We start from the raw sequence: 25,724 nt of genomic DNA, 5'->3' as shown, positions 1-25,724 counted from the left end.
CGCTGGTACTCCACCAGCGGGTCGCGCTGCGCCATGGCCCGCAGGCCGATGCCCTCGCGCAGGTAGTCCATCTCGTAGAGGTGCTCGCGCCACTTGCGGTCCAGGACGGTCAGCAGCACCCGGCGCTCGAGCTCCCGCATCACCTCGGGGGTGAGTGCCTCCTCGCGCTGGTCGTAGGCCGCCTGGGCGTCGGTCTTGAAGTCCTCGACCAGCTCCGCCAGCTCGAGGTCGTCGCGATCCTCGTACTCGGCCCGGACCAGCGACACCGGGTAGAGGGTGCTCATGTTGGTCCACAGCTGCTCGAGGTCCCAGTCCTCGGCGAAGCCCTCGGTCGCGGCGCTGACGTACTGCTCGACGACGGTGTCCACCGTCGAGCGCAGCCGGCTCTCGACGTCGGCACCCTCGAGCACCTTGCGACGGTCCCCGTAGACGGCGTGCCGCTGGCGGTTCATGACGTCGTCGTACTTGAGGATGTTCTTGCGGATCTCGAAGTTCTGCGACTCCACCTGGCCCTGCGCGCTCGCGATGGAGGAGCTGACCCGCTTGTTCTCGATCGGCTGGTCGTCGGGCATTCTGAGGGCCTGCAGCACCCACTCGACGATGTCGGACTTGAACAGCCGCATCAGGTCGTCGCCCAGGGAGAGGTAGAAGCGGCTCTCGCCCGGGTCACCCTGGCGGCCGGAGCGACCGCGCAGCTGGTTGTCGATCCGCCGCGACTCGTGCCGCTCCGAGCCCACCACGTAGAGCCCGCCGGCCTCGACGACCTGCTCGTGCTCGGCCGTCGCGGCCTCCTCCAGCCCCGCGAGGACCTCGGGGTAGCGGGCCTCGTACTCCTCGACGTGCTCGGAAGGGTCGATGCCCTGCTCGCGCAGCTCGTGGTCGGCCTGGAACTCCGGGTTGCCGCCGAGGATGATGTCGGTGCCGCGGCCGGCCATGTTGGTGGCCACCGTGACCGCACCGGCGCGGCCGGCCATCGCGACGATGGCGGCCTCCCGCTCGTGCTGCTTCGCGTTCAGCACCTCGTGCGGGACGCCGTCGGCCTTCAACAACCTGGACAGGATCTCCGACTTGGCCACGGAGGCGGTGCCGATCAGGACCGGCTGCCCCTTCTCGTGCCGCTCGGCCACGTCTTTGACGATCGCGTCGAACTTGGCCTCCTCGGTGCGGTAGATCAGGTCGCGCTGGTCGGCGCGGACCATCGGCTTGTTGGTGGGGATCGGCACCACGCCGAGGCCGTAGATCTTCTGGAACTCACTGGCCTCGGTCATCGCCGTGCCGGTCATGCCCGAGAGCTTCTCGTACATGCGGAAGTAGTTCTGCAGCGTGATGGTGGCCAGCGTCTGGTACTCGTCGCGGATCTCGACCCGCTCCTTGGCCTCGATCGCCTGGTGCAGGCCCTCGTTGTAGCGCCGTCCGACCAGCGACCGGCCGGTGTGCTCGTCGACGATCAGCACCTCGCCGTCCACGACCACGTAGTCGCGGTCGACCTTGAACAGCTCCTTGGCCTTGATCGCGTTGTTCAGGTAGGAGATGAGCGGGGTGTTGGCCGACTCGTAGAGGTTGTCGATGCCCAGGCGGTCCTCGACCACGTCGATGCCCTGCTCGACGATCGCGACGGTCCGCTTCTTCTCGTCGACCTCGTAGTGCTCATCGCGCTTGAGCCGGTCGACCAGCTTGGCGAACTCGGGGTACCAGCGGTGGGAGTCCTCGGCCGGGCCGGAGATGATGAGCGGCGTCCGCGCCTCGTCGATCAGGATCGAGTCGACCTCGTCCACGACGGCGAAGTGGTGGTCGCGCTGGACGCAGTCCTCCAGCGTCAGGGCCATGTTGTCGCGGAGGTAGTCGAAGCCGAACTCGTTGTTGGTGCCGTAAGTGATGTCGGCGTGGTAGGCCGCGCGACGGGACGCCGGGTCCATCTGGGAGAGGATGGCGCCCACCTCGAGACCGAGGAAGTGGTGGATCCGGCCCATCTGCTCGGACTGGAACTTCGCCAGGTAGTCGTTCACCGTGATGACGTGCACGCCACGACCGGTCAGCGCGTTGAGGTAGGCCGGCAGCGTCGCGACCAGCGTCTTGCCCTCACCGGTCTTCATCTCGGCGATGTTGCCCAGGTGCAGCGCCGCGCCACCCATGATCTGGACGTCGAAGTGCCGCTTGCCGAGCACCCGGTGGCTGGCCTCGCGGACGGTCGCGAACGCCTCGGGCATCAGCTGCTCGAGGGTCTCGCCCTTCTCGAGCCGATCCTTGAACTCCACCGTCTGGCCGCGGAGCTCCTCGTCGCTCATCGCGACGAAGTCGTCCTCGATGGCGTTGACCTGGTCGGCGATGCTCTTCAGCCGCTTAAGGATCTTGCCCTCGCCCACACGCAGCAGCCTGTCCATCAATGCCACGAAACTGGCTCCCTCACGTTGTCGTCACCCATGTGCACTCCTCGGAGCGTCCAGTTGTTCCGCTGGACCCCCGCGTCACCCGCGCACAGCCTCCCCCGGGCCGCGCGACGGCAGACGCACTGCGCCATCCTAGGCCACCCTTCGGCTGACGGCGTGCTCCAGCGGAGCGGCCAGGTCGCCCCTCGGCAGCACCTGGACCCCACTCAGGCCCAGCCAGCCGGCCATCAGCGCGAGCTCGTCGGCGAGCTCGGTGGCCACCTCGAGCACGTCGTGGCCGGGCTCGGCGAACGCGGCGTTGACCCGCAGCACCCCGGCCGCCCGGTCGGCCTTGAGGTCGACCCGTGCCACGAACGCGTCCCCGAGCAGGAAGGGGTAGACGTAGTAGCCGTGCACGCGCCGCTCCGCCGGCACGTAGATCTCGATCCGGTAGAAGAAGCCGAACAGCTGGTGCAGCCGCTCACGCTCGAAGACCATCGAGTCGAACGGGCTGAGCAGGGCCCGCGCCCGGACCCGGCGCGGCACCCGGGCCTCGTGCCACAGGTAGAGCGGCCGGCCGATCTCCCGACCCAGCTGGACCGGCCGCAACAGGCCCTCCTCCACCAGCTCGCGGATCGCGGGCCGGGTCAGGGTCAGCGAGGTGCGGAAGTAGTCGGCGAGGCTGCGCTCGCTCGCCACGCCCAGCGCCCGCGCGGCGCGGGCCACGAGCCCGCGGACCGCCTCGGCCGGGGTCGGCGTCGGCTGTTCCCAGACGGCCCGGGGCAGTACCCGCTCCGGCAGGTCGTAGATGCGCTCGAAGGAGGAGTTGCGGCAGGCCGCGGTCACCTCGCCGCAGGTGAACAGCCACTCCAGCACCGTCTTGACCGCGGACCAGTTCCAGCCCCAGGAGCTGCGGTCGCGAACCTCCTCGACCTCCAGCTGGCGGGCGCTGACCGGTCCGCGGGCCGCCACCTCCTCGTACACCTTGCGGACCAGGTCGGGCTGCTCACCAGCGATCCGGCCGACGTTGGCCCAGACCTCACGGTGCGCGGGCTCCATCCGGAACCGCAGCAGCGGCTGGAGCGAGACGTCGAGAAAGCTCGCCGCGTGCCCCCAGTACTCGAACAGCCGACGCGGTGCCGTCCCGGCCGCGCGGTCGAGCAGCGCGGGGTCGTAGGGACCGAGCCGGGAGAACAGCGGCAGGTAGTGGGCGCGCTGCACCACGTTCACCGAGTCGATCTGGAACTGCCCGAGCCTGCCCACCGTCGCGGTGAGGTCACGCATCCCCACCGGCCGTCCGGGCCGCGGAACGGCCAGCCCCTGCGCCGCGACGGCGACGCGCCTGGCCTGCCCGGGTGTGATCGACTCCATCTGTCGGACGCTAGCGGGCCGGGCTGACAGTTCCCGACGACAGGTCAGCCCCCGACGGTGGCCAGCGCGGAGTCGAGGCGGATGACGCCGTAGTCGTAGGCCCGGCGGCGGTAGACCACGCTGGGCATGTGGTGCTCGGCGTCGATGTAGAGGTAGAAGTCGTGGCCGACCAGCTCCATCTCCATCAGGGCCTGGTCGAGGGTCATCGGCACCGCGGCGTGCATCTTCTCCCGGACCACCAGCGGCCCCTCGCCCTGGACCTGCATCCCAGCGACGGTGTGGGTGTCGGACTCCTCACCGTCGGCGGCGGAGTCGAGCGTCACGGGCTCCTCGACGGAGGCCTTGAGCGAGGCGAGCGCGTGCTGGCCGTGGTGCACCCGCTTGCGGTCCGCGGCCCGTCGGAGCTGGGCCATCAGCCGGTCCAGGGCCATCTCGAACGCCGCCGACTTGTCGTCGGCCGCGGCCTCGGCCCGGACCACCGGACCCTTGCTGCGCAGGGTGATCTCGACCCGGCAGGCCTGGTCGTGCTGTCGCTTGTTGCGCTCCGTCGAGACCTCGACCTCGACCCGGATCGCCCGGTCGTCGAGCTTCTCCAGCCTGGTGATCTTTTCCTCGACGTGGGCCCGGAACGCCTCCGACACACTGCAGTGGCGGCCCTTCACGACAACATCCATGTCTGCCTCTCTCGGTCGATCGGTGGGGACGAGAAAGCGCTCAGCATCCCCCAGCCAGGCAGAGCCTGGTGCGCAGGAGGAAACGGAGCGCCATGAACTGACGCTAGACCCTGGTCTGGCCGTTGACCACGGCGGGGCGAAGTCCACAGCGACTTGTCAGGCTGCTGACAGAGCCCCGAGCCTCGGCTGCCCGCTCACGCAGCACGCCGGGCGGTGGCCGCGACCGTGGCCGCCCCGAGCACCGGCAGCCCGGCCCCGCGCAGCACGCGGGCGGCTTCGGCGAGGCTGCTGCCGGTGGTCACCAGGTCGTCGACGAGCACCGCCACGGCCCCCTCGGCGCGCAGCCGGGCCACGACGGCAGGCCGCCCGATCCGCAGGGCGCCGGCCAAGTTGCGGCGTCGGGCAGCGGCGTCCAGCCCGGCCTGGTCGGCGACCCCGGCGCGCTGGGCCAGCACCGGGACGGCCGAGACGGCATGCCGCCCCCGCAGCTGGCGCGCCGTCAGCCGAGCCAGCGCGGCCGTCGCGTCGTACCCGCGACGCCGGACCGCGGCCGCGGCGGAGGGCACCGGGACCAGGACGACGGGGCCCGCCGGTGCCGCCTGGCTCAGCAGCGCGTGCACCGCCTGGGCCAGCCGGTCGGCCAGCACCGGGCTGAGGCCGAGCGCGGACCGCTCCTTGTGCGCCACGATCAGGCCACGGGCGAGCGCGTCGTAGGGCGAGCACGTCGCGGTCATCGGGAAGCCGTCGGGGGCCGGCTCCGGCCAGGTGAGGTACGGGCGGAGCGCACGCAGCCGGGTCCGGCACTCCGGGCAGACCCCCCACCACGGCCGGCCGCAGCCGTGGCAGGCCGAGCCCAGCAGCAGGTCGCCCGCCGCGGCCAGCCACGGCTCGAGTCCCACCCACGCCAGTCTGCCGGAGGATGGTCGGCTCGGCAGGTGGGCGTGGCGACCTGTGGAGAACTCGGCGCCCGCCGCCGCCCTGTGGGCAGAGCCGGACCGCGACGGGTCAGCCAGGCGTCGCGACGGCGGAGACCTTGGTCAGGTACGGCTGCCAGGTGGTCCCGTCGTCGCGGTAGACCTGTCCGTCGGCGCTGACCAGCAGGGCCGTCTTGGTGCGCTGCAGGACGGCGAGCCCGCGCGGCTCCCAGGTGTGGGACTCCACTTCCGGGGTCACCCGGGACGCGTCGTCGCTGACCCGGACGGGCACGAAGGGGCCGGCGGTGCCCTGCCGGCGCAGGACCATCAGGTTGGTCGCGTCGGTCCAGGCCACGTCCTGCATGAACGTCCTGGGCGGAGGTTTGGTCGTTCCTGCTGCCGTCTCGGTGGACAGGGCGTACCAGCTGCTGACCGTGGTCGTCGTGCCCTTCCGGACGACGCGGGCCAGCCCCAGCTCGGTCGTGCCGCCGCGCTCGAGCAGCATCGCCATCCGGGTGCCATCGGGAGAGAGCCGGAAGGCCACGAGCCGGTGCCCGAGGAGGTCAGGGACACGCACCTCGGTCGCCGCCGCGGGTGTGACGATCCACATCCGCTGCCGCCCACCCTGCTCACCGGCCACCCAGAGCTGGTCGTTCCGGCTGAACTGGGGCCGCAGCAGGTGGGAGGCCCCCGGGGGGGTCACGGTGGTGACCGACGTGGTGCCCGGGGTGGTCTGCCGGAGGACCGATCCGCGGTCGGTGACGGCGGCCAGCGTCGAGTTGGTGAGCGAGACCGCCACCGAGGTGACGAGCACCCTCCCGTCCCCCAGCGGTCCCACCACCCTGGTCAGCTCGTGGCTGTCGGCGTTGGTGCTCACCGTGGCCAGCTCGCCACGCCGGACGGCGTACAGCTGCTCGGAGGAGACGAACGGGACGGGGTCGAGCCCGGCGGGCACGGCCCCGACAGGGACGGCCAGGTCACCCGGCTCGCTCTCGGGCACCGGGAACGGCTGGTTGTCGGTCAGCAGCAGCACCTTCTTGACCCCGGTGACCTGCTGCAGGGTGTACACCAGCTGCGCGGTGAGCCGGGTGCGGTCCGCGGCCGCCAGCTGCTGGACCTGGCTGCTGAGCGGCACCTGCGCCACCCCGTTGACGATGGTCACGGCGTCCCCGCTGAGGGTGGTCCCCTTGGGCACCGCGGTGATCACCGCCGGCGCCAGCCAGGTCGAGGGCCCGCCCAGCAACGTCTTGACCAGCGCGGACGCCACGTTGTCGGGGTTGCGCAGGTTGGGCAGGTAGATCGACTGCGGCACGAGACTGCCCGCACTCCCGAGGAAGAAGACGTCGTAGGGCTTGTACAGGCTGTCGAAGGAGGACTGGACCACCATCAGCCCGCCGGGCGGGCTGTCGATCCGCCACTGTCCGTTCTCCCGAATGAGCTGGAACTTCTGCAGGAGCTTCTGGGGGCGGGCGCTGAACGTGCGCTGCGGGCTGAGGAAGCCGACCTGGCGGCCCGTCAGCGTCACCGTGTTGCCGCTGACGACGTAGCTCGGGTCGCTGTAGAGGGTGGCGCCGGCGTCCGGGTCCCACTTCGCGGCGGCAGTGGCGCTGAGGTACTCCCGGGCGACCGCGTAGCTGGGCTGGTAGTTGGCGTTGGCCCGCAGGTAGTTCCGGACGATGGTGGTGGGGTCGTCGTCCGCCGCCGGCGGCGGCACCTCGACGTTGACGCAGTTGTCGCAGCTGGCCTGGGAGCCCTCGATCTTCTCGATCGGCCCGGACGTCGGCACGTTGACGCAGCCGCTCAGCAGGAGCAGCGGCACCAGGAGCAGCGGCACCAGGAGCAGCAGGAGCACCCGTGCCGGCGGACGCCGGACCGGGCTCCCCCTCATCCGGCCACCACCGACGGCTCGGAGCCGCTGACCGTCAACGGCCCACCGGACCCGCCACGCTCGTCGAGGGCGTCGGCGGGCTCCTCCGGCGGGCTCGTCGGGGTGGCGTAGTCGCGGGGAACCAGGGGCAGCGGCGACGTCTCGAGGATGGCCCCGACGGTCCGTGGCAAAGTCAGCCGGAACTGGGCGCCCAGGCCGGGGCGGCCCCAGGCCGTCAGCCAGCCGCCGTGCAGGTTGGCGTCCTCCAGCGCGATCGAGAGGCCCAGGCCGGTCCCGCCGACCATCCGGGCCCGGGCCGGGTCGGCGCGCCAGAAGCGGTGGAAGACCTGCTTGGCCTGGCCGGCCTCGAAGCCCACGCCGTGGTCCCGGACGGCGATGGCCACGGCGTCGTCGTCGCTCTCCACCCAGATGTCGATCGGGCGCGACTCGCTGTGCTCGATCGCGTTCACCACGAGGTTGCGCAGGATGCGCTCGATCCGCCGGACGTCCACCTCCGCGGTGGCCGGCTCCGGTGCGTGGATCAGCACCATGGTGCTGTTGCGGTCGGCCAGCGGCGCGTAGGCGTCCACGACACGGACGACGATGGCGCGCAGGTCGATCGTGCCGAGGCTCAGCTCGGCGGCGCCGGCGTCGAAGCGCGAGATCTCGAGCAGGTCGGTGAGCAGGGCCTCGAAGCGGTCCAGCTCGGCCTGCAGCAGCTCGGCGGAGCGGGCGGCGATCGGGTCGAAGTCCTCGCGCGCGTCGTGCAGCACCTCGGCGGCCATCCGCACGGTGGTCAGTGGCGTCCGCAGCTCGTGGGAGACGTCGGACACGAACCGCTGCTGGACCGCGGAGAGCTCCTCGAGGGTGGTGATCTGCTTCTCCAGCTCGCTCGCCATGTAGTTCATGGAGGTGGCCAGCCGGGCGAGGTCGTCGGTGCCGCGGACCTGCATCCGGTCGTAGAGGTTTCCCGAGGCCAGGCTCTCTGCGGCCTGGCGCGCGGCCCGGACCGGGGTCACGACCTGACGGCTGACCAGGGCGGCGATGAAGGTCAGCAGGATGACCAGGATCACCCCGGTGGTCACCGCCGCGTTCCGCAGCACCTTCAGCGTCGAGACCTCCTGGGTCAGCGGGAAGACCAGGTACATCTGGTAGCGCCCCGAACCCGGCAGGTTCAGCGACGCCCCGGCCACCAGGCCGGCCACCGCCGGCGTGCCGTCGTTGTAGTGCACCAGGGTCGGGGTGATCAGCAGGTCGCTGCTCTCCTGCACCCGGGCGGCCAGCCCGGGCGGGATGCTGCTGGGCAGCATCGCGCCGGAGGTGATGGTCTGGCCGCTCGTCGGCAGCACGACGCCGAAGGGCTCGGTGCCGCCGGCCCGGGCCGCGAAGCTGTAGACCAGGTCGCGCAGCACCTGGTCGACGTCGACCTGGGCTACCTGGTCGGCCCCGTCCAGCTGCTGCTGCGCGAGGTCGATCGCCTGCCGCGCCTCGCTCCGGGCCGAGTCCTCCTTGCCCTGCATCACCCCCGTGGTCGCCTGCTGCATCAGCAGGAACCCACCGAGGACCAGCACCAGCACCGAGGCGATGAAGACCGTGGCGATCACCCGCAGCGGCAGCGACCGCCACCACAGGTTCGCGGGCCGGCGCCACCAGGGCTCACGTGCACCCTCGGGCACCGCCGGGTCGAGATCAGCCATCGTGGGAGACAGTCTGGTTCAGTCGAGTGGGTTCGGCACAGTCGGCGGCGGTCAGGCCTGGACGGTCTCGCCGGCCTTGTAGCCGATCCCCCGCACCGTGACCACGATCTCGGGCCGTTCCGGGTCGCGCTCGATCTTGGAGCGCAGCCGTTGCACGTGCACGTTGACCAGCCGCGTGTCGGCGGCGTGGCGGTAGCCCCAGACCTGCTCGAGCAGGGTCTCGCGGCTGAAGACCTGCCACGGCCGCCGGGCCAGCGCCAGCAGGAGGTCGAACTCCAGCGGGGTCAGCTGGATCGGCATCCCGTTCCGCTTCACCGAGTGGCCGTCGACGCTGATCGCCAGGTCGCCGATGCGCAGCGTCTCGAGCTCGTTCTCGTCCGGACCGGACGGCCGACGCAGCCGCGTCTTGATCCGCGCCACCAGCTCCTTGGCCTTGAACGGCTTGGAGACGTAGTCGTCCGCCCCGGCCTCGAGGCCCTCGACGACGTCGATGGTGTCGGTCTTCGCCGTCAGCATGATGATCGGGACGCCGGACTCCAGCCGGATCTCCCGGCAGACGTCGACGCCGTCGCGACCGGGCAGCATCAGGTCGAGCAGGATGAGGTCGGGTCGGGCTTCGCGGAAGATGGTGACGGCCTTGTCGCCGTAGGCGCACCAGATCGGCTCATAGCCCTCGTTCCGCAGGACGATGGAGAGCATTTCGGCCAGGGCGGCATCGTCGTCGACGACCAACACCCGGCTTCGCGCGCCACCATTCCTGGTCGCTTCCGACACGATTTCTCCCTTCGTCCTTCTGCGCGTCGGAAAAGCCCAGCACGCTCACCGCACCAAATCCCGGCACCACACCATAAAGCCTCCGTGCCTCAATCGTGATCTTAGACATCGGGGCCGAACGAGCCCGGCGCCGAAACGGCCCCCTAGTTGAGGTCGGGGTCCTCCAGCCAGGTCGAGAAGTAGGCCATCTCGCTGCGCTGACGCCGCAGCACACCGCGCCACAGCTCGAGCGGACGGGCGCCGAAGACGTCGTCGTACTCGGCCGTCGCGATGTGCCACATGCCCGAGGCCACCTCGCCCTGGAGCTGCCCGGCGGCCCATCCGGCGTACCCGGCGAAGATCCGCAGGTCGCGGTAGGCCCCGGCGACGATCTCGATCGGGGTGTCCAGGTGCAGCAGGCCGACGGTGTCGAAGAGCGGACGCCAGCCCGGGGGCTCCTCGCCGGGGCTGGCCACGCTGGCCAGACAGATGGCGCCGTTGGGCGAGACCGGGCCGCCGTGGAAGAGCAGCCGCGGCTCGGAGACGGTCTCGACCCAATCGGGCAGTACCGCGTCGAGCGGGGTCTGGGAGATCTCGTTGAGGATGACGCCGAGCGCGCCGTCCTCGTCGCAGTCCAGGACCAGCACGACGGTCCGGTCGAAGACGCCGTCGGCGAGCAGCACGCTCGCGACCAGCAGGTCCCCGGGCGCGGGGGCGCGGGCGGTCACGCGACCCGGACCGCGTCAACGGGGCGCCGTCGGAGCGCGAGCCCGACGGCCACGCCGAGCGCGGTGCCCACCCAGTCGGCGACGACGTCCAGCGGGTCGCCGCTGCGGCGGGTGTAGAAGAAGTGCTGGACCAGCTCGCTGACCACCGCGTGGGTCGCGAACACCGCGGCCACCCGGACGACCGTGCGGCCGGACAGCACGCGGACCGGGGTCTGGGCCTGCGCCCGGACGACCAGCGCGGTCAGCACGAGGGCGGTGGGTAGCGCAAAACCGGACGCGTGCTCCAGCTTGTCGGTCTGGGGGAACCCGGACGGCGTCGGCGGCCCGGCCACCCGGTACAGCCCGTAGAGCTGGCCGGCGAGCGCCAGGACCGCCAGCACCGCGAGCACCCGCCAGCTGCGCCCGCCTCTCATCGGCTGGAGGTGGCCACTACGGGACGGCGTCGGGGTCGACCGGCAGCTCGACCGGGCCGCCGGCGGCGCGGCGGACGGCGGTGGCGACGGCCGAGTGGACGGCGGGGTTGAACACGCTGGGCGTGATGTACGCGGGGTTCAGCTCCTCGTCGGTGACCACCCCGGCCAGGGCCCGCGCGGCGGCCAGCAACATGGTGGAGGTGATCTCCGACGAGCGGGCGTCGATCAGGCCGCGGAATACCCCGGGAAAAGCGAGCACGTTGTTGATCTGGTTGGGAAAGTCCGAGCGGCCGGTGGCCACCACGGCGGCGTGCTTCATCGCCTCGATCGGGTCGACCTCGGGCTCGGGATTGGCCAGCGCGAAGACGATGGACTTCGGGGCCATCCCCGCGATGTCGTCCCCGGTCAGCAGGTTCGGCGCCGAGACCCCGATAAAGACGTCCGCACCCACCAGCGCCTCGGTCAGGCTGCCGCTGAGGCCCGCCTCGTTGGTGTGCTCGGCCAGCCACGCGAGCTGGCCGGTGATCCCCGGCCGGCTCCGGTGCACGACGCCGTCGATGTCGGCCACCACCACGTGCCTGACGCCGGCGGCCAGCAGCAGCTTGATGATCGCCGTCCCGGCAGCGCCGGCGCCCGACATCACGATGCGCACGTCGGCGATGGACTTGTCGGTGACCCGCAGCGCGTTGTAGAGCGCCGCCACCACCACGATCGCGGTGCCGTGCTGGTCGTCGTGAAAGACCGGGATGTCCAGCTGCTCGCGCAGCCGCGCCTCGACCTCGAAGCAGCGCGGGGCCGAGATGTCCTCGAGGTTGATGCCGGCGAACCCGGGCGCGATGGCCTTCACGACGGCCACGATCTCGTCGACGTCCTGGGTGTCCAGGCAGAGCGGCCAGGCGTCGATATCGCCGAAGCGCTTGAACAGCGCGGCCTTGCCCTCCATCACCGGCAGGGCCGCCTCGGGACCGATGTTGCCCAGACCCAGCACCGCCGACCCGTCGGTGACCACCGCGATGGAGTTCCGCTTGCTGGTCAGCCGGCGCGCGTCCTCCTTGTTCTTGGCGATCGCCAGGCAGACCCGTGCCACCCCGGGGGTGTAGACCATCGACAGGTCGTCGCGGTTGCGGATCGGGTGCTTGGAGCGCATCTCGATCTTGCCGCCGAGGTGCATCAGGAAGGTCCGGTCGCTGACCTTGCCGATCGTGACGCCGGGAACCGAGCGCATCACCTCGACGAGCTGGTCGGCGTGGTCGGTGTCGCGCGCCGCGCAGGTCACGTCGATCTGCAGCCGCTCGTGGCCCGACGCCGTGACGTCGAGGGCGGTGACCGTACCGCCGGCACCTTCGACCGCCGACGTCAGCGCGGAGACCGAACCACCGCCCGCCGGCACCTCCAGCCGGACCGTGATCGAGTACGACACCGAGGGCAGGGCAGTCACGTCCGGCATCTTCTCATGCGGCGTCGCCGACCGGCACTCATCGGGCCGCGCCTCGCTCGACCGCCTCGCGGGCCGCCCAGAGCCCGATGTCGCCGCGGCTCAGCGCCACCGCGAGCAGGTCGGGGAACTGGTCCGGCGTGCAGGCGAAGGCGGGGACGCCGAGGGCCGCGAGCGCCGCCGCGTGCTCGCCGTCGAAGGCGGGAGCGCCGGCGTCCGACAGCGCCAGCAGCACGACCACGGTCACGCCGTCGGCGAGCAGTTGGGCGACGCGGCGCAGCATCTCCTCGGCGATGCCGCCCTCGAAGAGGTCGGAGATGAGGACGAGCAGGGTCTCCTCGGGCCTGGTCACCAGCGACTGGCAGTAGGCCAGGGCCCGGTTGATGTCCGTGCCGCCGCCCAGCTGGCAGCCGAACAGCACCTCGACCGGGTCGGCCAGCCGGTCGGTCAGGTCGACGACCTCGGTGTCGAAGGCGACCAGAGAGGTGCGGACGGTGCGCAGCGACGCCAGGGTGGCGGCGAAGACGGCGGCGTAGACCACCGACTCGGCCATCGACCCCGACTGGTCGATGGCCACCACGACGTCGCGGGCCAGGGCGGAGCTGCGGCGGCCGTAGCCGATCAGGTGCTCGGGCACGATGGTGCGCTGCTCGGGCAGGTAGTGCTGCAGGTTCGCCCCGATCGTCGCGGGCCAGTCGATGTCGGGCAGCCGCGGCCGGCGGGTCCGGCTGGCCCGGCTGACCGCTCCGGAGACAGCCGCCACGGTCTGCCGGGCGACGCGGCGCTCGATCTCGGCGACCACCCGGCCGACTACCAGGCGCGCCGTCCGGCGCGTCGTCTCGGGCATCACCCGGTTCAGCCCGACCAGGGTCGCGGCCAGGTGCACGTCCGGTTGGACCGAGTCCAGCAGCTCGGGCTCCAGCAGCATCGACGTGAGCTGCAGCCGGTCGATCGCGTCCCGCTGCATCACCTGCACCACGCTGGTCGGGAAGTAGGTCCGGATGTCGCCGAGCCACCGGGCCACACCGGGGGCCGAGGAGCCCAGCCCGCCGGCCCTCCGCGGGCTGCTCCGCTCCTCCCCCTCCCGCCCGTCGTACAGCTGAGCCAGCGCACGGTCCATCCCGGCCTCGACCGGGCCGAGCGTGGTGTCCATCGCCTCCTCCGCCGCGTCACCCAGCAGCAGCCGCCAGCGCCGCCGGCGGGCGTCGTCGGTGCTCACCGGCCGGCCAGGATCAGCTCGACGGTGGCGAGGGCAGGCCCCACCAGGTCCGGCTCGGGCTCCGGCTGTGGCTGTGATGTCGTCGAGTCCGCCGACGCGGACCCGGCGGCGAGGCGGCCGGCGATGGCACGGCGTTCGGCGGGGCTGAAGGTGCCGAACGTCCGCCGGACCAGGGGCAGCAGGTCGGCGAACTCGGCGTCGTCGAGGCCGGCCACCCAGCGGTCGAGCAGCAGCCGCAAGGCTGGGTCATGGATCAGCAGCAGCGCCCCGTCGGCGAAGAACCCGTCCACCCAGGCGGCCTTGGCCCGGGCGTCGACGCCGTGGGAGAGCGCGCGGTCCACCCTCACGTCGACGTCGTCGAGCCGCTCGGCGTCCACCAGCAACCGGACCACCCGGCCCACCAGCAGTCCGTGCACGTCCCGTCGGTCGACCAGACCCGCCAGCGTGCCGAGCCAGCGTTCGCGGGACCCCTCGTCGGTCAGCAGCCCGACCGCGCTGCTGACCCGGTCGAGCCGCTGCCGCATCAGCGTCGCGGTGTCGTCGTCGAGCCCGGCCACCGCCTGCGGCAGCCCGGCGCAGATCCGCACCAGCAGCACCTCGCTGACGTGGCGCAGGGCGCTGGTGTCGGTCTGCCGGACGTCGCCGTAGCGCTGCGCCCGGGCCAACGGCGGCAGCGCGTCCATCAGGTGCACGACGTCGGCGTCCAGGGCCGCCCGTTCCGCCAGGACCTCGAGCAGTCGGCTCAGGGCCTCGGGCAGGGCGGCCAGCAGGCAGTGCTCCACCGCCCGGGTGAGCTCGACCAGGGTGCCCTCGGCCAGCCGGTCCTCGACCCGCGCCGTGGCGGCGGACTCCACCGTGGTGCCCCAGACAGCCGCGCGGACCAGGTCGACGGCGAACACCGGCTGCCAGGTCGCCGACCAGGTCTCGCGGAAGGTGCCCTGGCTCTCGACCGCGCTGTCGGCCGGGCGCACCCAGTCGAGGTCGAGCAGCTGGAGGCGGTGGAACAGCTGGGAGCGGGCCTGGTCGATCGGCCGGCGCAGGTCGAGGTCGAAGCTCCGAGTCTGCGGCTCACGCCGGACCCGCAGCCGTCGGCACGTCGCGACGAGGTCGGCCTCCAGCGGCACCATCGGCACCCGCTCGTCGACCGCACCCAGCTCCTCCCTCACCACCAGCTCGGCGGTCACGAACCGCGCGGACGCCTCGTCGCCGTCGCAGAGCACCGCCCGGGTCGCCTCCTGCACCTCGGCCAGCCCGGCCAGCGGTCGGTCGCGCAGCGCGGCCAGGGTCTCGGCGAGCCGGACGGCCTCGATCACGTGTGCGCTGGAGACCACCAGGTCGTGCCGGCGGAGCGCGTGCGCGACCTTGGTCAGCCAGCGCACGATGGGCTCGTCGCTCGCCTGCCACAGGTGCGCGTACCAACCCGGAGAGGTGATGCCGGCGCCGTAACCGCTCGCGCTGGCGAGGTGGCTGTGCGTCCAGGGCACCCAGGTGAGCGTGACCTTGCGCTTGGGTGCGCCGCGCAGGATCCGGGCATCGGCGACCGCCGGCGGCAGCGGCAGGGTGAGCACGGGCGCGTGCCAGGCCCCGCAGACCACGGCGACGCGACGGCGACCGCGCTTCAGCGCCGCCCGGATGGTCTGGCGCATGTACGCCTCCCGGCGGGCCTCCTGCTGGGCCGAGGAGTAGTGCGCCCCGGGGTCGGTCCCGGCTCCCACCTCCTGCCGCAGCTCGACCATCGCCTCGAGCAGCAGCGGGAAGGGCGACGAGCCGTCCCGACGACCCTCGACCACGTCGTCCCACCAGCGCTCGGCGTCGTCGTACCCCGCCGCCTCCGCCAGCGCCCGCAGCGGGTCCGACCGGGCCCAGCGGCGCGGGTCGTCCAGGCCCAGCGCGTCCTCGGGCTCGTGCTGGTCGGGCTCGGCCTCGTCCAACAGGTCCCGCGGCCGGGGCGCGAGGGTGAGCGCGGCGGGCAGGTCGCACATCCCCACCTCGACCTCGTGCTGCTGAGCCCAGCGCAGCGCCTGCCACTCCGGGGAGAACGCGGCGAACGGCCAGAAAGCGGAGACCGCCGGCTCGTCGACGGCGTAGGCCAGCAGCGCCACCGGCGGCACCGTGCCCTCCGCGGCCGCCCAGCCCAGGACGGGGTCGGCGTCGGCCGGCCCCTCGATCAGCACGACGTCGGGCTGGTACTCCCCGAGTGCGCGCACCAGCGACCGGGCCGAACCCGGGCCGTGGTGGCGGATGCCGAACACCTCGACCCGCGGGTCCGCGTCCGGCTCAGCACTCATCTGGCTCAGCACTCATCTGGCTCGGCACTCATCTGGCTCGGCACTCATCTGGCCTCGCGGCAAGCGGCGTAGAAGTCCGACCAGCCCTCGCGGTCGCGGACGACCACCTCGAGGTACTCCTCCCAGGCCACCTGGTCTGAGACCGGGTCCTTGACCACGGCTCCGACGATTCCGGACGCGATGTCCCCGGCGCGCAGCCGGCCGTCCCCGAAGTGTGCGGAGAGGGCCAGGCCGCTGGTGACCACCGAGATCGCCTCCGCGGTGGACAGGGTGGCCGACGGGCTCTTGATCCGCGTCCGGCCGTCCGCGCTGACTCCCGAGCGCAGCTCGCGGAACACCTGGACGACCCGCCGGATCTCCTCCAGCGCGGGTGAGACCTCGGGCAGCTCGAGGGTGCTCGCCATCGCCGCCACCCGGCTGGCCACGATCGCCACCTCGTCCTCCTCCCGCTCGGGCAGCGGCAGCACCACGGTGTTGAAGCGGCGACGCAGCGCCGAGGAGAGCTCGTTGACGCCCTTGTCCCGGTCGTTGGCGGTGGCGATCACGTTGAAGCCCTTGAGCGCCTGCGCCTCGTCGCCGAGCTCGGGGATGGGCAGCGTCTTCTCCGACAGGACAGTGATCAGCGCGTCCTGCACCTCGGCCGGGATCCGGGTGAGCTCCTCGATCCGGGCGATGCTGCCGGTGCGCATCGCCACCATCACCGGCGAGGGCACGAGCGCGGCCGGGCTGGGCCCTTCGGCGATCAACCGGGCGTAGTTCCAGCCGTAGCGGATCGCGTCCTCGGTGGTGCCGGACGTGCCCTGCACCAGCAGCGTCGAGCGACCGGACACCGCAGCGGCGAGGTGCTCCGACACCCAGGACTTGGCCGTCCCGGGTACGCCCAGCAGCAGCAGCGCCCGGTCGGTGGCCAGCGTGGCGACCGCGACCTCCATCAGCCGCCGCGAGCCGACGTACTTGGCGCTCACCACGGTGCCGTCGGCCAGGACGCCGCCCATCAGGTAGGTCACCACCGCCCACGGCGACAGCCGCCAGTGCGGCGGCCGCGGTCGCTCGTCGGCGGCAGCGAGGGCGGCCAGCTCGTCGGCGTAGACCTGTTCGGCGTGCGGCCGCAACGCGTCCGGGGGTGAGGCCGGGGGTGAGGTTGCGGGTGAGCTCGGGTCGCTCAGGCGGGGGTCACTCGGGTCCATCGGGGTCCTTCCGACTGGGCGGGGGGTCGACCGGGCCGGTCGCGAACGTCCGGGCGATCTCGGCGCGGATCTCGACCGACCGCGCGGCGGCGACCAGGGCGTCCTGGACGAGCCGGACGCCGGGGGCCGAGGCCCGACCGTCGTCGGCCAGCGCCTCGTGGGCCTGTGCGAGCAGGTCGGCGTCCCCGGGGTGCATTCGCGTCCCCAGCGCCGAGCCGTACGCCGCCGCCCGCCACCCGAGCTGACCGCTGAGCAGGACCCGGAGCGCGGCGACGGCGAGGGAACGGGGCCACGGGCCGGGCACGTCCAACGCGGCGTCGGGGCGCGCACGGAGCTCGGCCTCACCGGGCAGGGCGCCGGCCCCGCCGGTCGGGTCCCTGCGGGCCGGGACGGGGGCGGGGGCGCGGACGGCGACGGCGAGCCGCTGCCACGCCGGGTTCTGTTCCAGGAACCAGCAACCGGCCGCGCCGAGGGCTCCCGCGAGCAGTCTGCGGTCGTAGTCCGGACGCGTGGCGGCGAGACCGGCGAGGGGCGTCCAGTGCTGCGGCGGCAGCAGCACGTGCGCCTCGACGGCGGCCGCGAGCCACGCGTTGACCAGCTCGGCGACCGGCCGGGCGAGGAGGGCGTCCAGCAGGTCCTGCGCCGCCGGCGGAGCCCAGGGTCGCTCCGGCTCCGGCGCCGTGGCCGCGGCCGGGCAGTGCGCCAGGGTCGGCGAGGACCGTGTGCGGACCCAGCGCCGGGCCGCTTCACCGAGCAGCTCGGTTGCCGTGAGGGCCGGCCGCCGGTCAGTACCCAGCAGCGCCGTGGTGACCAGCTCGTCCCCCTCCGGCGCGACCGGGCCGTGCTCGAGCGTGGACACCTCAGGCCGACTGCCGGAGGAGGCCGGCCCGATCGGGGTGCGGGACGTCGGCGTCCAGCACAGCGAGGGGTCGCATCCCGGCGTCGCTCCACTCGACCACGACCGGTACCTCGTGCCCCCGGGCCCGGGCCAGCAGCGGCCACGGGTCGGCGCCGGGACCGACCACGTCGCGGCAGTGGCCGTCGCGGTCACGCAGCCGCCAGGGACCGGCCCCCTGGGGCGGCACCGGGGTCACGGCCACGACGGCGGGCATCCGGCTGGCCCAGGGGTCGGCCGCCAGCAACGCCGCGTAGCGGGCGCGGGCCGCGGCGAGCGACTCCGGCGCCAGATCCTTCGTGGTGAGGGCAGGCGCAACCTCCTCGAGGCCTGTCGTCAGGCTCACGACAGCTTCGTCGACAGGCTCAGCACGCGCCCGCTCGCCGACCACCGCCCGGTACTGGCCCGAGCCGGGGTAGAAGTGGAGCCGACCCCTCAGCCGGTCCCCGAATGTCACCGTGGTGTCGGGCGCCTGCCCGGGGACGGCGAATGTCAGCCACAGCGCCCAGCGCCGGCTGCGCCGGCCCCGGAGCCAGACCCGTCGGGTCTCCAACCGGGACTCCACGGCGTCCACCTGACCGACGGCGTACCAGTCGTCGTCCACGCCAGGTCCAGCGAGCACCTCGGCCCTGGTCACCGGGTACCCGATCCGGGCGCGGACGGTGGCCGCGAGGTCCGCCGGCAGCTCGGGCAGCCGGCGGTGAGCCTCGACCAGCAGGTGCAGCGCAGCCAGCCGCTCGAGCACCCGACCGGGCCAGCCCTCGCGTCCCAGCTCGCCCGGGATCGCCCGCAGCAGACCCGCCACGCCCGGTGCGTGGGCGTCGACCATCCGCGCCGCGACGGGTTCGAACGCGGCGTACCCCGTCCGCTCCAGTCCGGCCAGCCCGCCGCGCAGCTGGTCCTCGAGCCACCGGCTCAGCTCCTCGAGACCGTCCCCCACCCGCTGCTGCCGGGCGGCGGCGCGCGCGGCTGCGGCGGCCGGGTCGGCGAGCTGGCCCTTCGGCCCGGTCGGCCGTGGCGTCTCGGCCACGGCACGACCACGGCCCTGGCGCCAGCGTTCGGCGAAGTCGGCCGGTGGCGACTCCGACAGCCCGCCGCCGACCCAGCGCAGCAGCAGGGCCAACGCGTGCTTGCAGGGCGACTTGCGGCTGGGGCAGCTGCACGTGAAGGCGGGGGCGCCCGGATCGACCACCACCTCGTACGGCTTCGACCCGCTGCCTCGGCAAACGCCCCAGAGCAGCTGGTCGGTCTCACGACCCAGCTGCAACCAGCTGCCGAGGGCCACCCCGGCGGCCGCCCGCCGCGCCGCCTCGTCGGTGGCGAGAGCGAGCACCCGGGGCCGGTCCCATCCCGCGCCCGCCTCCCCCGCTGCCACCTCCGCCGCTGCCACCTCCGCCGCGGTCAACTTCGCCATGCCACGAACCTTAGTGGCGAGCACTGACGGTCCAGCTCCTGCTCGCAGCGGCCCGTGGAGTCGGTCCCGATGATGACGGAATCCGCGTTCGCTGAGGTACCCTCAGCCTTCACGGGGTCATGGAAAGTAGGTTCCCGTGCGCGATGGCCCCTTCGCTGGGCTGCTGTGGTGGCAGATCAGCTCGACGGCCAACGCCGTCGTGGGTCTGACCGGCCTGGCGATGGTCGTCCTGATCATCGTCCGCCTCGTCCGACTCGACCAGCTGCGGACCAACCGTCTCGCCTCGGCCACCGTGCTCGTCTTCCTCCTGCTCAGCCTGCAGCGGATCCTTCAGGTCAGCTACCAGGTCGCCAACCTGCTCGGGGACGACGGGCGCACCTTCGCCGCGGGGCAGCGCAACGTCTGGTGGCTGGCGTTGTGGCAGGTCATGCTCGCCGCCGGTGCGCTCTACTTCGTCGTGAACGGTCGCTCCTACGGCCGGATGCTGATGCAGGCCTTTCTCTTCGACTCCTTCGCGTCCCGCCAGCGTCTCGAGGCGTTGGAGGCCGAACGCGTGCTGAACCAGGCCCGGGCCGAGGCCGAACGAGACCGGGACGCCAACGCGGCAATGCTTCGGTCGGTGATCCACAACAGCACCTCGCTGATCACGGTGAAGGACCTCGACGGCCGGCTGCTGATGGCCAACAAGCCCTTCCAGCAGCTCATCGGCCTGTCGGAGGCGGAGCTGATCGGGCGGACGATCGACGAGGTCGACTCCGACGACGGCTACAGCTGGCGCGAGCACGACAGCCGCGCCCGGGACGAGCCGGTCCAGCTCGAGAAGGTCCGGCCGGGACCGGAGGGGCCACGGACCTATGAGGTGACCAAGTTCGCCCTCCGCGACGGCAACGGCGACCCGTACGCCATCTGCAGCATGGCCAACGACGTCACCGAGCGAAAGCGGGTGGCCGAGCTGGTGACCCAGGCGCGGGACGCGGCGCTCGCGGCGAACGCCGCCAAGTCGGCGTTCCTGGCCACGATGAGCCACGAGATCCGGACGCCGATGAACGCCGTCATCGGGATGAGCGACCTGTTGTTGGACACCGACCTCGACGAGCAGCAGCGCGAGTTCGTCGACACGGTCCGCACCAGCGGCGACGCGTTGATGGCGGTGATCAACGACATCCTCGACTTCTCCAAGATCGAGGCGGGCGAGCTCCGGCTGGAGTCGGAGCTCTTCGCGCTCCGTGAGGAGGTCGAGGGCTGCCTGGACTTCGTGGTGGCGGCCGCCTCGCGGAAGGGCCTGGACCTGGTCTGCTACGTCGAGGACGACTGCCCCACCCAGGTCAGGGGCGACGTGGTCCGGATCCGGCAGATCCTGGCCAACCTGTTGTCCAACGCCGTGAAGTTCACCGAGCGCGGCGACGTGCTGCTGACGGTCAGCGCGGGGATGAGGGCCGACCACCTGGTGGAGGTGGCGATCACCATCATCGACACCGGCATCGGCATGGACGAGCAGGGTCTCGGACGCCTCTTCAAGTCCTTCAGCCAGGTCGACGCCTCGACCACCCGCGTCTACGGCGGTACCGGGCTCGGGCTCGCCATCAGCCAGCGCCTCGCCGTGGCGATGGGTGGTGGCATCACGGCCACCAGCAGCCCCGGGATCGGTTCGGCCTTCACCTGCACCCTGGTGCTGGAGGTCGGTCCAGACGCTCAGCCGGCCGGGCAGCCGGCCCACGGGACGGTCAGCACCCTGGTCGGCCGGTCGGTGCTCCTGGTCGACGACAACGCCACCAACCTGCGGATCCTGGACCTGCAGCTGAGCGGCTACGGCATGACCTGCCGGACCGCCCTCTCTCCCGCCGCGGCTCTGGCGCTGGTGGTGGAGGGGGCGACCTTCGACATCGCCCTGATCGACATGAACATGCCGGAGCTCGACGGTGTGGAGCTCGGTGCGGCCCTGCGCCGGCGGCCCGGGCTCGAGCACACACCCCTCGTGCTGCTGACCAGCGTCGGCGACCGGCCGGACGGGGTCGACGACGTCTTCGCCGCGTCGCTGACCAAACCGGCCCGGAGCGGTCAGCTCCGCGACCTGCTCGTGACGCTGCTGAACCAGCGGAGCAACCAGGAGGAGGTGGGCGCCGGCTCGGGCGACGACCTGACCCCGACCGCGTCGTCGCTCCGGGTGCTGCTGGCCGAGGACAACCCGGTCAACCAGCGGGTCGCCCAGCTCATGCTCGACCGGCTCGGCTACTCCGTCGACACGGTCAGCACGGGTCAGGAGGCCGTCGACGCCGTCCAGAGCAGCACCTACGACGTCGTCCTGATGGACGTTCAGATGCCCCACATGGACGGTCTGGAGGCCACCCGCCAGATCCTGTCGCGGTCGGTGGCCACCAAGCGGCCCTACATCGTCGCGATGACCGCGAGCGCCCTGGTCGAGGACCGCGACGCCTGCGCGGCCGCCGGCATGGACAGCTACCTGAGCAAGCCGGTCCGGGCCCGGGAGCTCGCGCTGCTGCTGGCCGACCTGCCGACCGTCACCACCTGACCGACCGGGCGGCCTGACCGTTCAGCTCATGTTGTGCCGGAGATCGGCCGGCTCGCGGAGGCCGAGGACGCACTCCACCATCCGCGCGGCGGCGACCGCGGCGCCGACGTCGTGCATCCGCCAGAGCCGGGCCCCGTTCAGGGCGCACGCCGTTGCCGCGGCGACCGACGGAGCACCCCGGTCGGGCTTGGCCAGACCGGTCGACTCCCCGACAAAGTCCTTGTTGGACACCGCAGCCAGCAGGGGCAGGCCGAGGTCGGCGATCTCGGCGAGGCGTCGGGTGAGCTCGAGGCTGTGCCGCGTGTTCTTGTTCAGGTCGTGACCCGGGTCGATCACGATCCGGTCCTCGGGAATGCCGCCGTCCACGGCCCGCTGCACGCGTCCGGCCAGGAACGCCTTGACCTCGCTCACCACGTCGTCGTAGGTGGGTCGCGGAAAGTGCTGCCGCGGCTGCGCCCGGCTGTGCGTGACCACCACGGTGGCGGCGCTGTCGGCGACCACCTCGACCAGCTGCGGGTGGTGGAGCCCGGTGGTGTCGTTGACCACGGCCGCCCCGGCGGCGATCGCGGCCGCGGCGACAGCGGGCCGGAAGGTGTCGACCGAGATGACCACGTCGCTCGCCGCGGCCACGGCCTCGACCACCGGCAGCACCCGGTCCAGCTCCTCGGACTCACCCACCTCCGGTGTGTCGGGTGAGAACGGCACGCCACCGACGTCGACCCAGCCGGCACCGGCGGCCGCGGCGGCCAGGGCGGCCGACACCGCCCGGTCCAGGGCGAAGGTGCGGCCCCGGTCGAAGAACGAGTCCGGGGTCCGGTTGACGATGCCCATCACCACGATCTCGGTGGAGAAGTCGAAGACCCGTCGTCCGATACGCCGCCGCGGCCGGCGGATCGGTGGCAGGTAAGCAGTCGTAGGCACCGCCTCATCCTGACCCACCCCGCCAACCAGGACGAGCGAAACCCCGTCAGGGTCGGGCCGTCACCGACCCGCGACCTCGTCCCCGGCGGCCCGGTGCAGCAGCAGCGCGGCCACGAGCGGGTGCAGCATCAGTGCGGCCAGGACACCGAACGCGATGCCGTACGGCAGTTCCGGCCCGAGCGTCCCCGGCCGGGCCACGACGTCGACCAGGCGCAGGATCACCGCACCGATCGCGACGCCCAGCCCGATGGCGACCTGCTGCAGCGTCGAGGCGAGGGTGTTGGCGTCGGTCATCCCGGCCTGCTCGACGTCGGCGAACTGGAGGGAGTTGTAGGCGCTGAAGCCGACGGACCGGAACACCCCACTCAGCACCAGCACGGGCGCGATCAGCCACAGCGGCGTTCCCGGTCGGACGAACGCGAGGGCGGCGAAGGCCAGCAGGCCGCCCACGATGCTGGCGATCAGGACGGTCCGGAAGCCGAAGCGGCGGATCAGCGGGCTCGTCGCGGGCTTGATCGCGACGTTGCCCAGGAAGAGCAGCAGCACCAGCAGTCCGGCCCGGACCGGGCTCCAGCCGAACCCGACCTGGAACATCAGCGGCAGCAGGAAGGGCACGGCGCTGATCAGCATCCGGTAGACCCCACCGGCCACGTTGCTGACGCGGAAGGACTGCAGCCGGAGGGCGCCGAAGCGCAGCAGCGGGTGCGCGGCCCGACGCAGCCACAGGGCCGTGACCATCCCGAGCACGGCCGCCCCGACCAGGGTGGCCGCCGCGGGCAGACCGCCGCCACCCTGCGGCCCGACCAGCTCCAAGCCGAGCAGCAGCGCGGCGAGGGTGAGCGCACAGAGCCCGAACCCCCGCCAGTCCAGCGGAGGCATCCGGCCACCGGGCAGGGCCGGCACGACCCGCAGGGCGACCACGAGGGCGACCGCGCCGAGCGGGGCGTTGATGAGGAAGATCCAGTGCCAGCTCGCGACCGTGGTGATCCAGCCGCCCAGCGCCGGGGCGATCACAGGAGCGACCAGTGCGGGCCAGGTGAGGAAGGCGATCGCGTCCAGCAGGTCCCGCTTCTCGGTGACCCGGAGCACGACCAGCCGCCCGACCGGCACCATGAGCGCTCCGCCCACCCCCTGCAGCACCCGCATCGCCACCAGCATCGGCAGGTTGACGCTGACCGCGCAGAGGACGGAGGCAAGGGTGAACACGGCGATCGCGGTGACCAGGATCCGCCGGCCACCGAAGCGGTCGGTCAGCCAGCCGCTGATCGGGATGCCGACGGCGATCGTCACCAGGTACGCGGTCATGGCGAGGTTGACGTCGACCGGGTCGACACGCAGGTCGCGCGCGATCGCCGGAGCGGCCGTCGCGATGATCGTGCCGTCCAGGTTCTCCATGAAGAAGGTGCCGGCGACGAGCAGGGCGAGCGGCCGGTTCAGGGTCTCCGAGCGGCGGCGCGTGGAAGCCGAGGGCGCTGACGAGCTCACGTCGGACGACCCTATGTCAGCAGGGCACCAGAGCTCCGGGTGGTTCGATAGGAGCGTGGGGGTGACCAGCGAGGAGTTCCTGCAGCTGGTCGGTCAGCTGGAGGACGTGACGGTGACCGACCACGGCCGCTACAGCCAGCTGAGGGTGCACGGCCAGGGCTTCGGCTACGTCTGGGTCCGGACGCAGACCGTCGGGCTCAAGCAGCCGCTGAGTGAGCAGCTGGCCCTGGTCGCTGAGCGCCCGGACGTCTTCGAGGTGCAGTTCACGGCCGGGTCGATGGGCTGGGTGGTGGTGCACCTGGGGCGGATCGAACGGGTCGAGCTGGCCGAGCTGACCTTGGAGGCCTGGCGGCTGACCGCACCGGCGGAGCTCGTCGAGCGCCGGGGCCTCCGGCTGCCGAGCTGAGGACGACCCGCTGACGCGGACCGGGCTGACGCGGGCCGGGCTGACGCGGGCCGGATTCAGATGTCGATGGTCAGCCGGAGGCGCACCACCTCGTCCACCTCGACCTGCTCGGCCCGCCGGACCGCGGCCTTGACCGGCACCGCGTAGCCGCCGTCCTTCGGGAAGAGGGAGGTGGTCCACCTCGTCGACCCGATCGTGGCCGTCACCGGGATCATCCCCCAGCCGTAGGTGACGGCGGCGGCCGTCGCCTGGATCTGGGCGCTCTCGACCTCGGGCACCGTCACGAAGTGGAAGGGCGAGGGTCCCCGCCAGAACCACACCGGTCCGCTGAACTCCAGCTCCATCCGGACAGGATAGGGACGCGGGCCGCGGAGTGACCGAATGGCCGGACAGCGACCCCGGTGTCGGCGAGGATGGTCCCCCGACCCAGCCAACGAGGACGGTCTTCCCGGCCTCGCCAGGAGGAACACGATGTCTTATCCCCCGTCGTCCTATCCCCCGCCGCAGTACCAGGTACCGGCACCTTCGGGTCCGGCGCCGCTGGACCAGCCGCAGTACGACGCCACCATCGGCCAGGCCGCGTCCCGGTTCTGGCGCAAGTACGCCGTGTTCTCCGGCCGCGCCAGCCGCAGCGAGTACTGGTGGTGGTACCTGATCTCGTTCGGGATCGGGAATCGTGCTGCAGATCATCGGCTCGATCCTGCTGGGTGGCAGCCTGATGGCCGACGCCAGGAACCCGAGGCTGGACCTGTCGCGGCTCTTCGTCCCGCTGATTCCTGCTCTGGTCTGGACACTGGTCGCCCTCGTTCCCCAGCTGGCCCTCACGGTCCGGCGGCTGCACGACACGGACCGGTCGGGCTGGTGGTACCTCATCGTGCTGCCGGCGCTGCCCGGCTACGCCCTGCTCATCGTGGGCCTGCGCTCCCTGGTCGCCGACCAGTTCGGCGCGGGCGCCGTGCCGGTCGGGACCCTGGTGGGCGGAGGGATCCTCACCCTGGTCGGCGGCGTGGGCGCGATCATCCTGCTGGTCTTCATGATCATGGGTCCCAACCCGAACGGGGCCAGGTTCGACCGGCGCGGCGCGGTCAGCGGCTGACCGCGGGGCGATGAACGCGTCCGCCGCCCGAGACGTACAGCAGGCCTGTTCCGGAAGGAACAGGC

The 25,724-nt window shown here is 72.2% G+C and carries 21 protein-coding genes; 3 read left to right on the top strand and 18 right to left on the bottom strand.

The window, feature by feature from the left end; all coding sequences use genetic code 11:
• The 15 genes from secA to ACFE7W_RS19865 form a co-directional block, all read right to left on the bottom strand.
• Positions 1-2,381, bottom strand: a 2,381-nt coding sequence (secA, locus tag ACFE7W_RS19935; protein ID WP_375426576.1) for a preprotein translocase subunit SecA, incomplete at its 3' end; no start/stop codon positions are given.
• Between the two features lie 138 nt (positions 2,382-2,519).
• Positions 2,520-3,737 (bottom strand): winged helix-turn-helix domain-containing protein, encoded by a 1,218-nt coding sequence (locus tag ACFE7W_RS19930; protein ID WP_375426574.1) that lies wholly within the window; start codon positions 3,735-3,737, stop codon positions 2,520-2,522.
• A 44-nt stretch (positions 3,738-3,781) separates the two neighbouring features.
• On the bottom strand, positions 3,782-4,411 hold the full coding sequence (gene hpf / locus ACFE7W_RS19925; RefSeq protein WP_375426573.1) for a ribosome hibernation-promoting factor, HPF/YfiA family: 630 nt from the start codon (positions 4,409-4,411) through the stop codon (positions 3,782-3,784).
• A 194-nt stretch (positions 4,412-4,605) separates the two neighbouring features.
• Positions 4,606-5,310, bottom strand: a complete 705-nt coding sequence (locus ACFE7W_RS19920; protein WP_375426572.1) for a ComF family protein — start codon at positions 5,308-5,310, stop codon at positions 4,606-4,608.
• Between the two features lie 106 nt (positions 5,311-5,416).
• Positions 5,417-7,213, bottom strand: a complete 1,797-nt coding sequence (locus tag ACFE7W_RS19915) for an LpqB family beta-propeller domain-containing protein (protein ID WP_375426571.1) — start codon at positions 7,211-7,213, stop codon at positions 5,417-5,419.
• Positions 7,210-8,889 (bottom strand): MtrAB system histidine kinase MtrB, encoded by a 1,680-nt coding sequence (mtrB, locus tag ACFE7W_RS19910; RefSeq protein ID WP_375426570.1) that lies wholly within the window; start codon positions 8,887-8,889, stop codon positions 7,210-7,212. Before mtrB ends, ACFE7W_RS19915 begins: the two co-directional genes overlap by 4 nt.
• Before the next feature lie 51 nt (positions 8,890-8,940).
• Positions 8,941-9,663 carry an MtrAB system response regulator MtrA gene (gene mtrA / locus ACFE7W_RS19905; RefSeq protein WP_375426569.1) on the bottom strand — a complete coding sequence of 241 codons (723 nt, stop codon included), beginning with the start codon at positions 9,661-9,663 and terminating at the stop codon, positions 8,941-8,943.
• A gap of 143 nt (positions 9,664-9,806) precedes the next feature.
• Positions 9,807-10,370 carry a YqgE/AlgH family protein gene (locus ACFE7W_RS19900; RefSeq protein WP_375426568.1) on the bottom strand — a complete coding sequence of 188 codons (564 nt, stop codon included), beginning with the start codon at positions 10,368-10,370 and terminating at the stop codon, positions 9,807-9,809.
• Positions 10,367-10,783 (bottom strand): VanZ family protein, encoded by a 417-nt coding sequence (locus tag ACFE7W_RS19895; RefSeq protein ID WP_375426567.1) that lies wholly within the window; start codon positions 10,781-10,783, stop codon positions 10,367-10,369. Before ACFE7W_RS19895 ends, ACFE7W_RS19900 begins: the two co-directional genes overlap by 4 nt.
• A gap of 16 nt (positions 10,784-10,799) precedes the next feature.
• Entirely contained in the window at positions 10,800-12,221 is a 1,422-nt protein-coding gene (locus ACFE7W_RS19890; protein ID WP_375426566.1) for an NAD-dependent malic enzyme, read from the bottom strand.
• 37 nt (positions 12,222-12,258) lie between these two features.
• The gene (locus ACFE7W_RS19885) at positions 12,259-13,437 is read right to left on the bottom strand and encodes a VWA domain-containing protein (protein ID WP_375426565.1); all 1,179 of its coding nucleotides are present in this window, start codon (positions 13,435-13,437) and stop codon (positions 12,259-12,261) included.
• Positions 13,434-15,725, bottom strand: a complete 2,292-nt coding sequence (locus ACFE7W_RS19880) for a DUF5682 family protein (RefSeq protein WP_375426564.1) — start codon at positions 15,723-15,725, stop codon at positions 13,434-13,436. The genes ACFE7W_RS19885 and ACFE7W_RS19880 overlap by 4 nt, the downstream gene beginning before the upstream one ends.
• 44 nt (positions 15,726-15,769) lie before the next feature.
• Complete coding sequence (locus tag ACFE7W_RS19875; RefSeq protein WP_375426563.1) at positions 15,770-16,912, bottom strand: AAA family ATPase; 1,143 nt, start codon at positions 16,910-16,912, stop codon at positions 15,770-15,772.
• Entirely contained in the window at positions 16,899-17,771 is an 873-nt protein-coding gene (locus ACFE7W_RS19870) for a hypothetical protein (RefSeq protein WP_375426562.1), read from the bottom strand. Before ACFE7W_RS19870 ends, ACFE7W_RS19875 begins: the two co-directional genes overlap by 14 nt.
• A 1-nt stretch (position 17,772) precedes the next feature.
• A complete protein-coding gene (locus ACFE7W_RS19865; protein WP_375426561.1) occupies positions 17,773-19,221 on the bottom strand; it encodes an SWIM zinc finger family protein in 1,449 nt (482 codons plus the stop codon).
• 136 nt (positions 19,222-19,357) lie between these two features.
• On the opposite strand from ACFE7W_RS19865, the gene ACFE7W_RS19860 reads away from it, so the two are divergent.
• Complete coding sequence (locus tag ACFE7W_RS19860) at positions 19,358-21,751, top strand: response regulator (protein ID WP_375426560.1); 2,394 nt, start codon at positions 19,358-19,360, stop codon at positions 21,749-21,751.
• 21 nt (positions 21,752-21,772) lie between these two features.
• Here ACFE7W_RS19860 and folP read toward each other — a convergent pair whose 3' ends face one another.
• On the bottom strand, positions 21,773-22,672 hold the full coding sequence (gene folP, locus ACFE7W_RS19855) for a dihydropteroate synthase (RefSeq protein ID WP_375426559.1): 900 nt from the start codon (positions 22,670-22,672) through the stop codon (positions 21,773-21,775).
• Between the two features lie 60 nt (positions 22,673-22,732).
• On the bottom strand, positions 22,733-24,157 hold the full coding sequence (locus ACFE7W_RS19850) for an MFS transporter (RefSeq protein WP_375426558.1): 1,425 nt from the start codon (positions 24,155-24,157) through the stop codon (positions 22,733-22,735).
• Positions 24,158-24,218: 61 nt separating this feature from the next.
• On the opposite strand from ACFE7W_RS19850, the gene ACFE7W_RS19845 reads away from it, so the two are divergent.
• Entirely contained in the window at positions 24,219-24,563 is a 345-nt protein-coding gene (locus ACFE7W_RS19845) for an MmcQ/YjbR family DNA-binding protein (RefSeq protein WP_375426557.1), read from the top strand.
• A gap of 56 nt (positions 24,564-24,619) precedes the next feature.
• Here ACFE7W_RS19845 and ACFE7W_RS19840 read toward each other — a convergent pair whose 3' ends face one another.
• Positions 24,620-24,907, bottom strand: a complete 288-nt coding sequence (locus ACFE7W_RS19840; RefSeq protein WP_375426556.1) for a DUF1905 domain-containing protein — start codon at positions 24,905-24,907, stop codon at positions 24,620-24,622.
• A 332-nt stretch (positions 24,908-25,239) separates the two neighbouring features.
• Here ACFE7W_RS19840 and ACFE7W_RS19835 point away from each other — a divergent pair, with 332 nt between their 5' ends.
• Positions 25,240-25,659 (top strand): DUF805 domain-containing protein, encoded by a 420-nt coding sequence (locus ACFE7W_RS19835; RefSeq protein ID WP_375426555.1) that lies wholly within the window; start codon positions 25,240-25,242, stop codon positions 25,657-25,659.
• The last annotated feature ends 65 nt before the right edge of the window (positions 25,660-25,724 follow it).

Origin of the sequence: uncultured Friedmanniella sp., from assembly GCF_964244285.1 — a bacterium.
GTDB lineage: Bacteria > Actinomycetota > Actinomycetes > Propionibacteriales > Propionibacteriaceae > Microlunatus.
This window is presented reverse-complemented; position numbering and strand designations above follow the sequence as displayed.

What these genes read in the sequence shown, in the direction of transcription:
- hpf (WP_375426573.1), bottom strand. Translation starts at nt 4,411, where the DNA reads ATGGATGTTGTCGTGAAGGGCCGCCACTGCAGTGTGTCGGAGGCGTTC.
- ACFE7W_RS19880 (WP_375426564.1), bottom strand. Translation starts at nt 15,725, where the DNA reads ATGAGTGCTGAGCCGGACGCGGACCCGCGGGTCGAGGTGTTCGGCATC.
- ACFE7W_RS19840 (WP_375426556.1), bottom strand. Translation starts at nt 24,907, where the DNA reads ATGGAGCTGGAGTTCAGCGGACCGGTGTGGTTCTGGCGGGGACCCTCG.
- ACFE7W_RS19915 (WP_375426571.1), bottom strand. Translation starts at nt 7,213, where the DNA reads ATGAGGGGGAGCCCGGTCCGGCGTCCGCCGGCACGGGTGCTCCTGCTG.
- mtrB (WP_375426570.1), bottom strand. Translation starts at nt 8,889, where the DNA reads ATGGCTGATCTCGACCCGGCGGTGCCCGAGGGTGCACGTGAGCCCTGG.
- ACFE7W_RS19875 (WP_375426563.1), bottom strand. Translation starts at nt 16,912, where the DNA reads ATGGACCCGAGTGACCCCCGCCTGAGCGACCCGAGCTCACCCGCAACC.
- ACFE7W_RS19865 (WP_375426561.1), bottom strand. Translation starts at nt 19,221, where the DNA reads ATGGCGAAGTTGACCGCGGCGGAGGTGGCAGCGGCGGAGGTGGCAGCG.
- ACFE7W_RS19895 (WP_375426567.1), bottom strand. Translation starts at nt 10,783, where the DNA reads ATGAGAGGCGGGCGCAGCTGGCGGGTGCTCGCGGTGCTGGCGGTCCTG.
- ACFE7W_RS19930 (WP_375426574.1), bottom strand. Translation starts at nt 3,737, where the DNA reads ATGGAGTCGATCACACCCGGGCAGGCCAGGCGCGTCGCCGTCGCGGCG.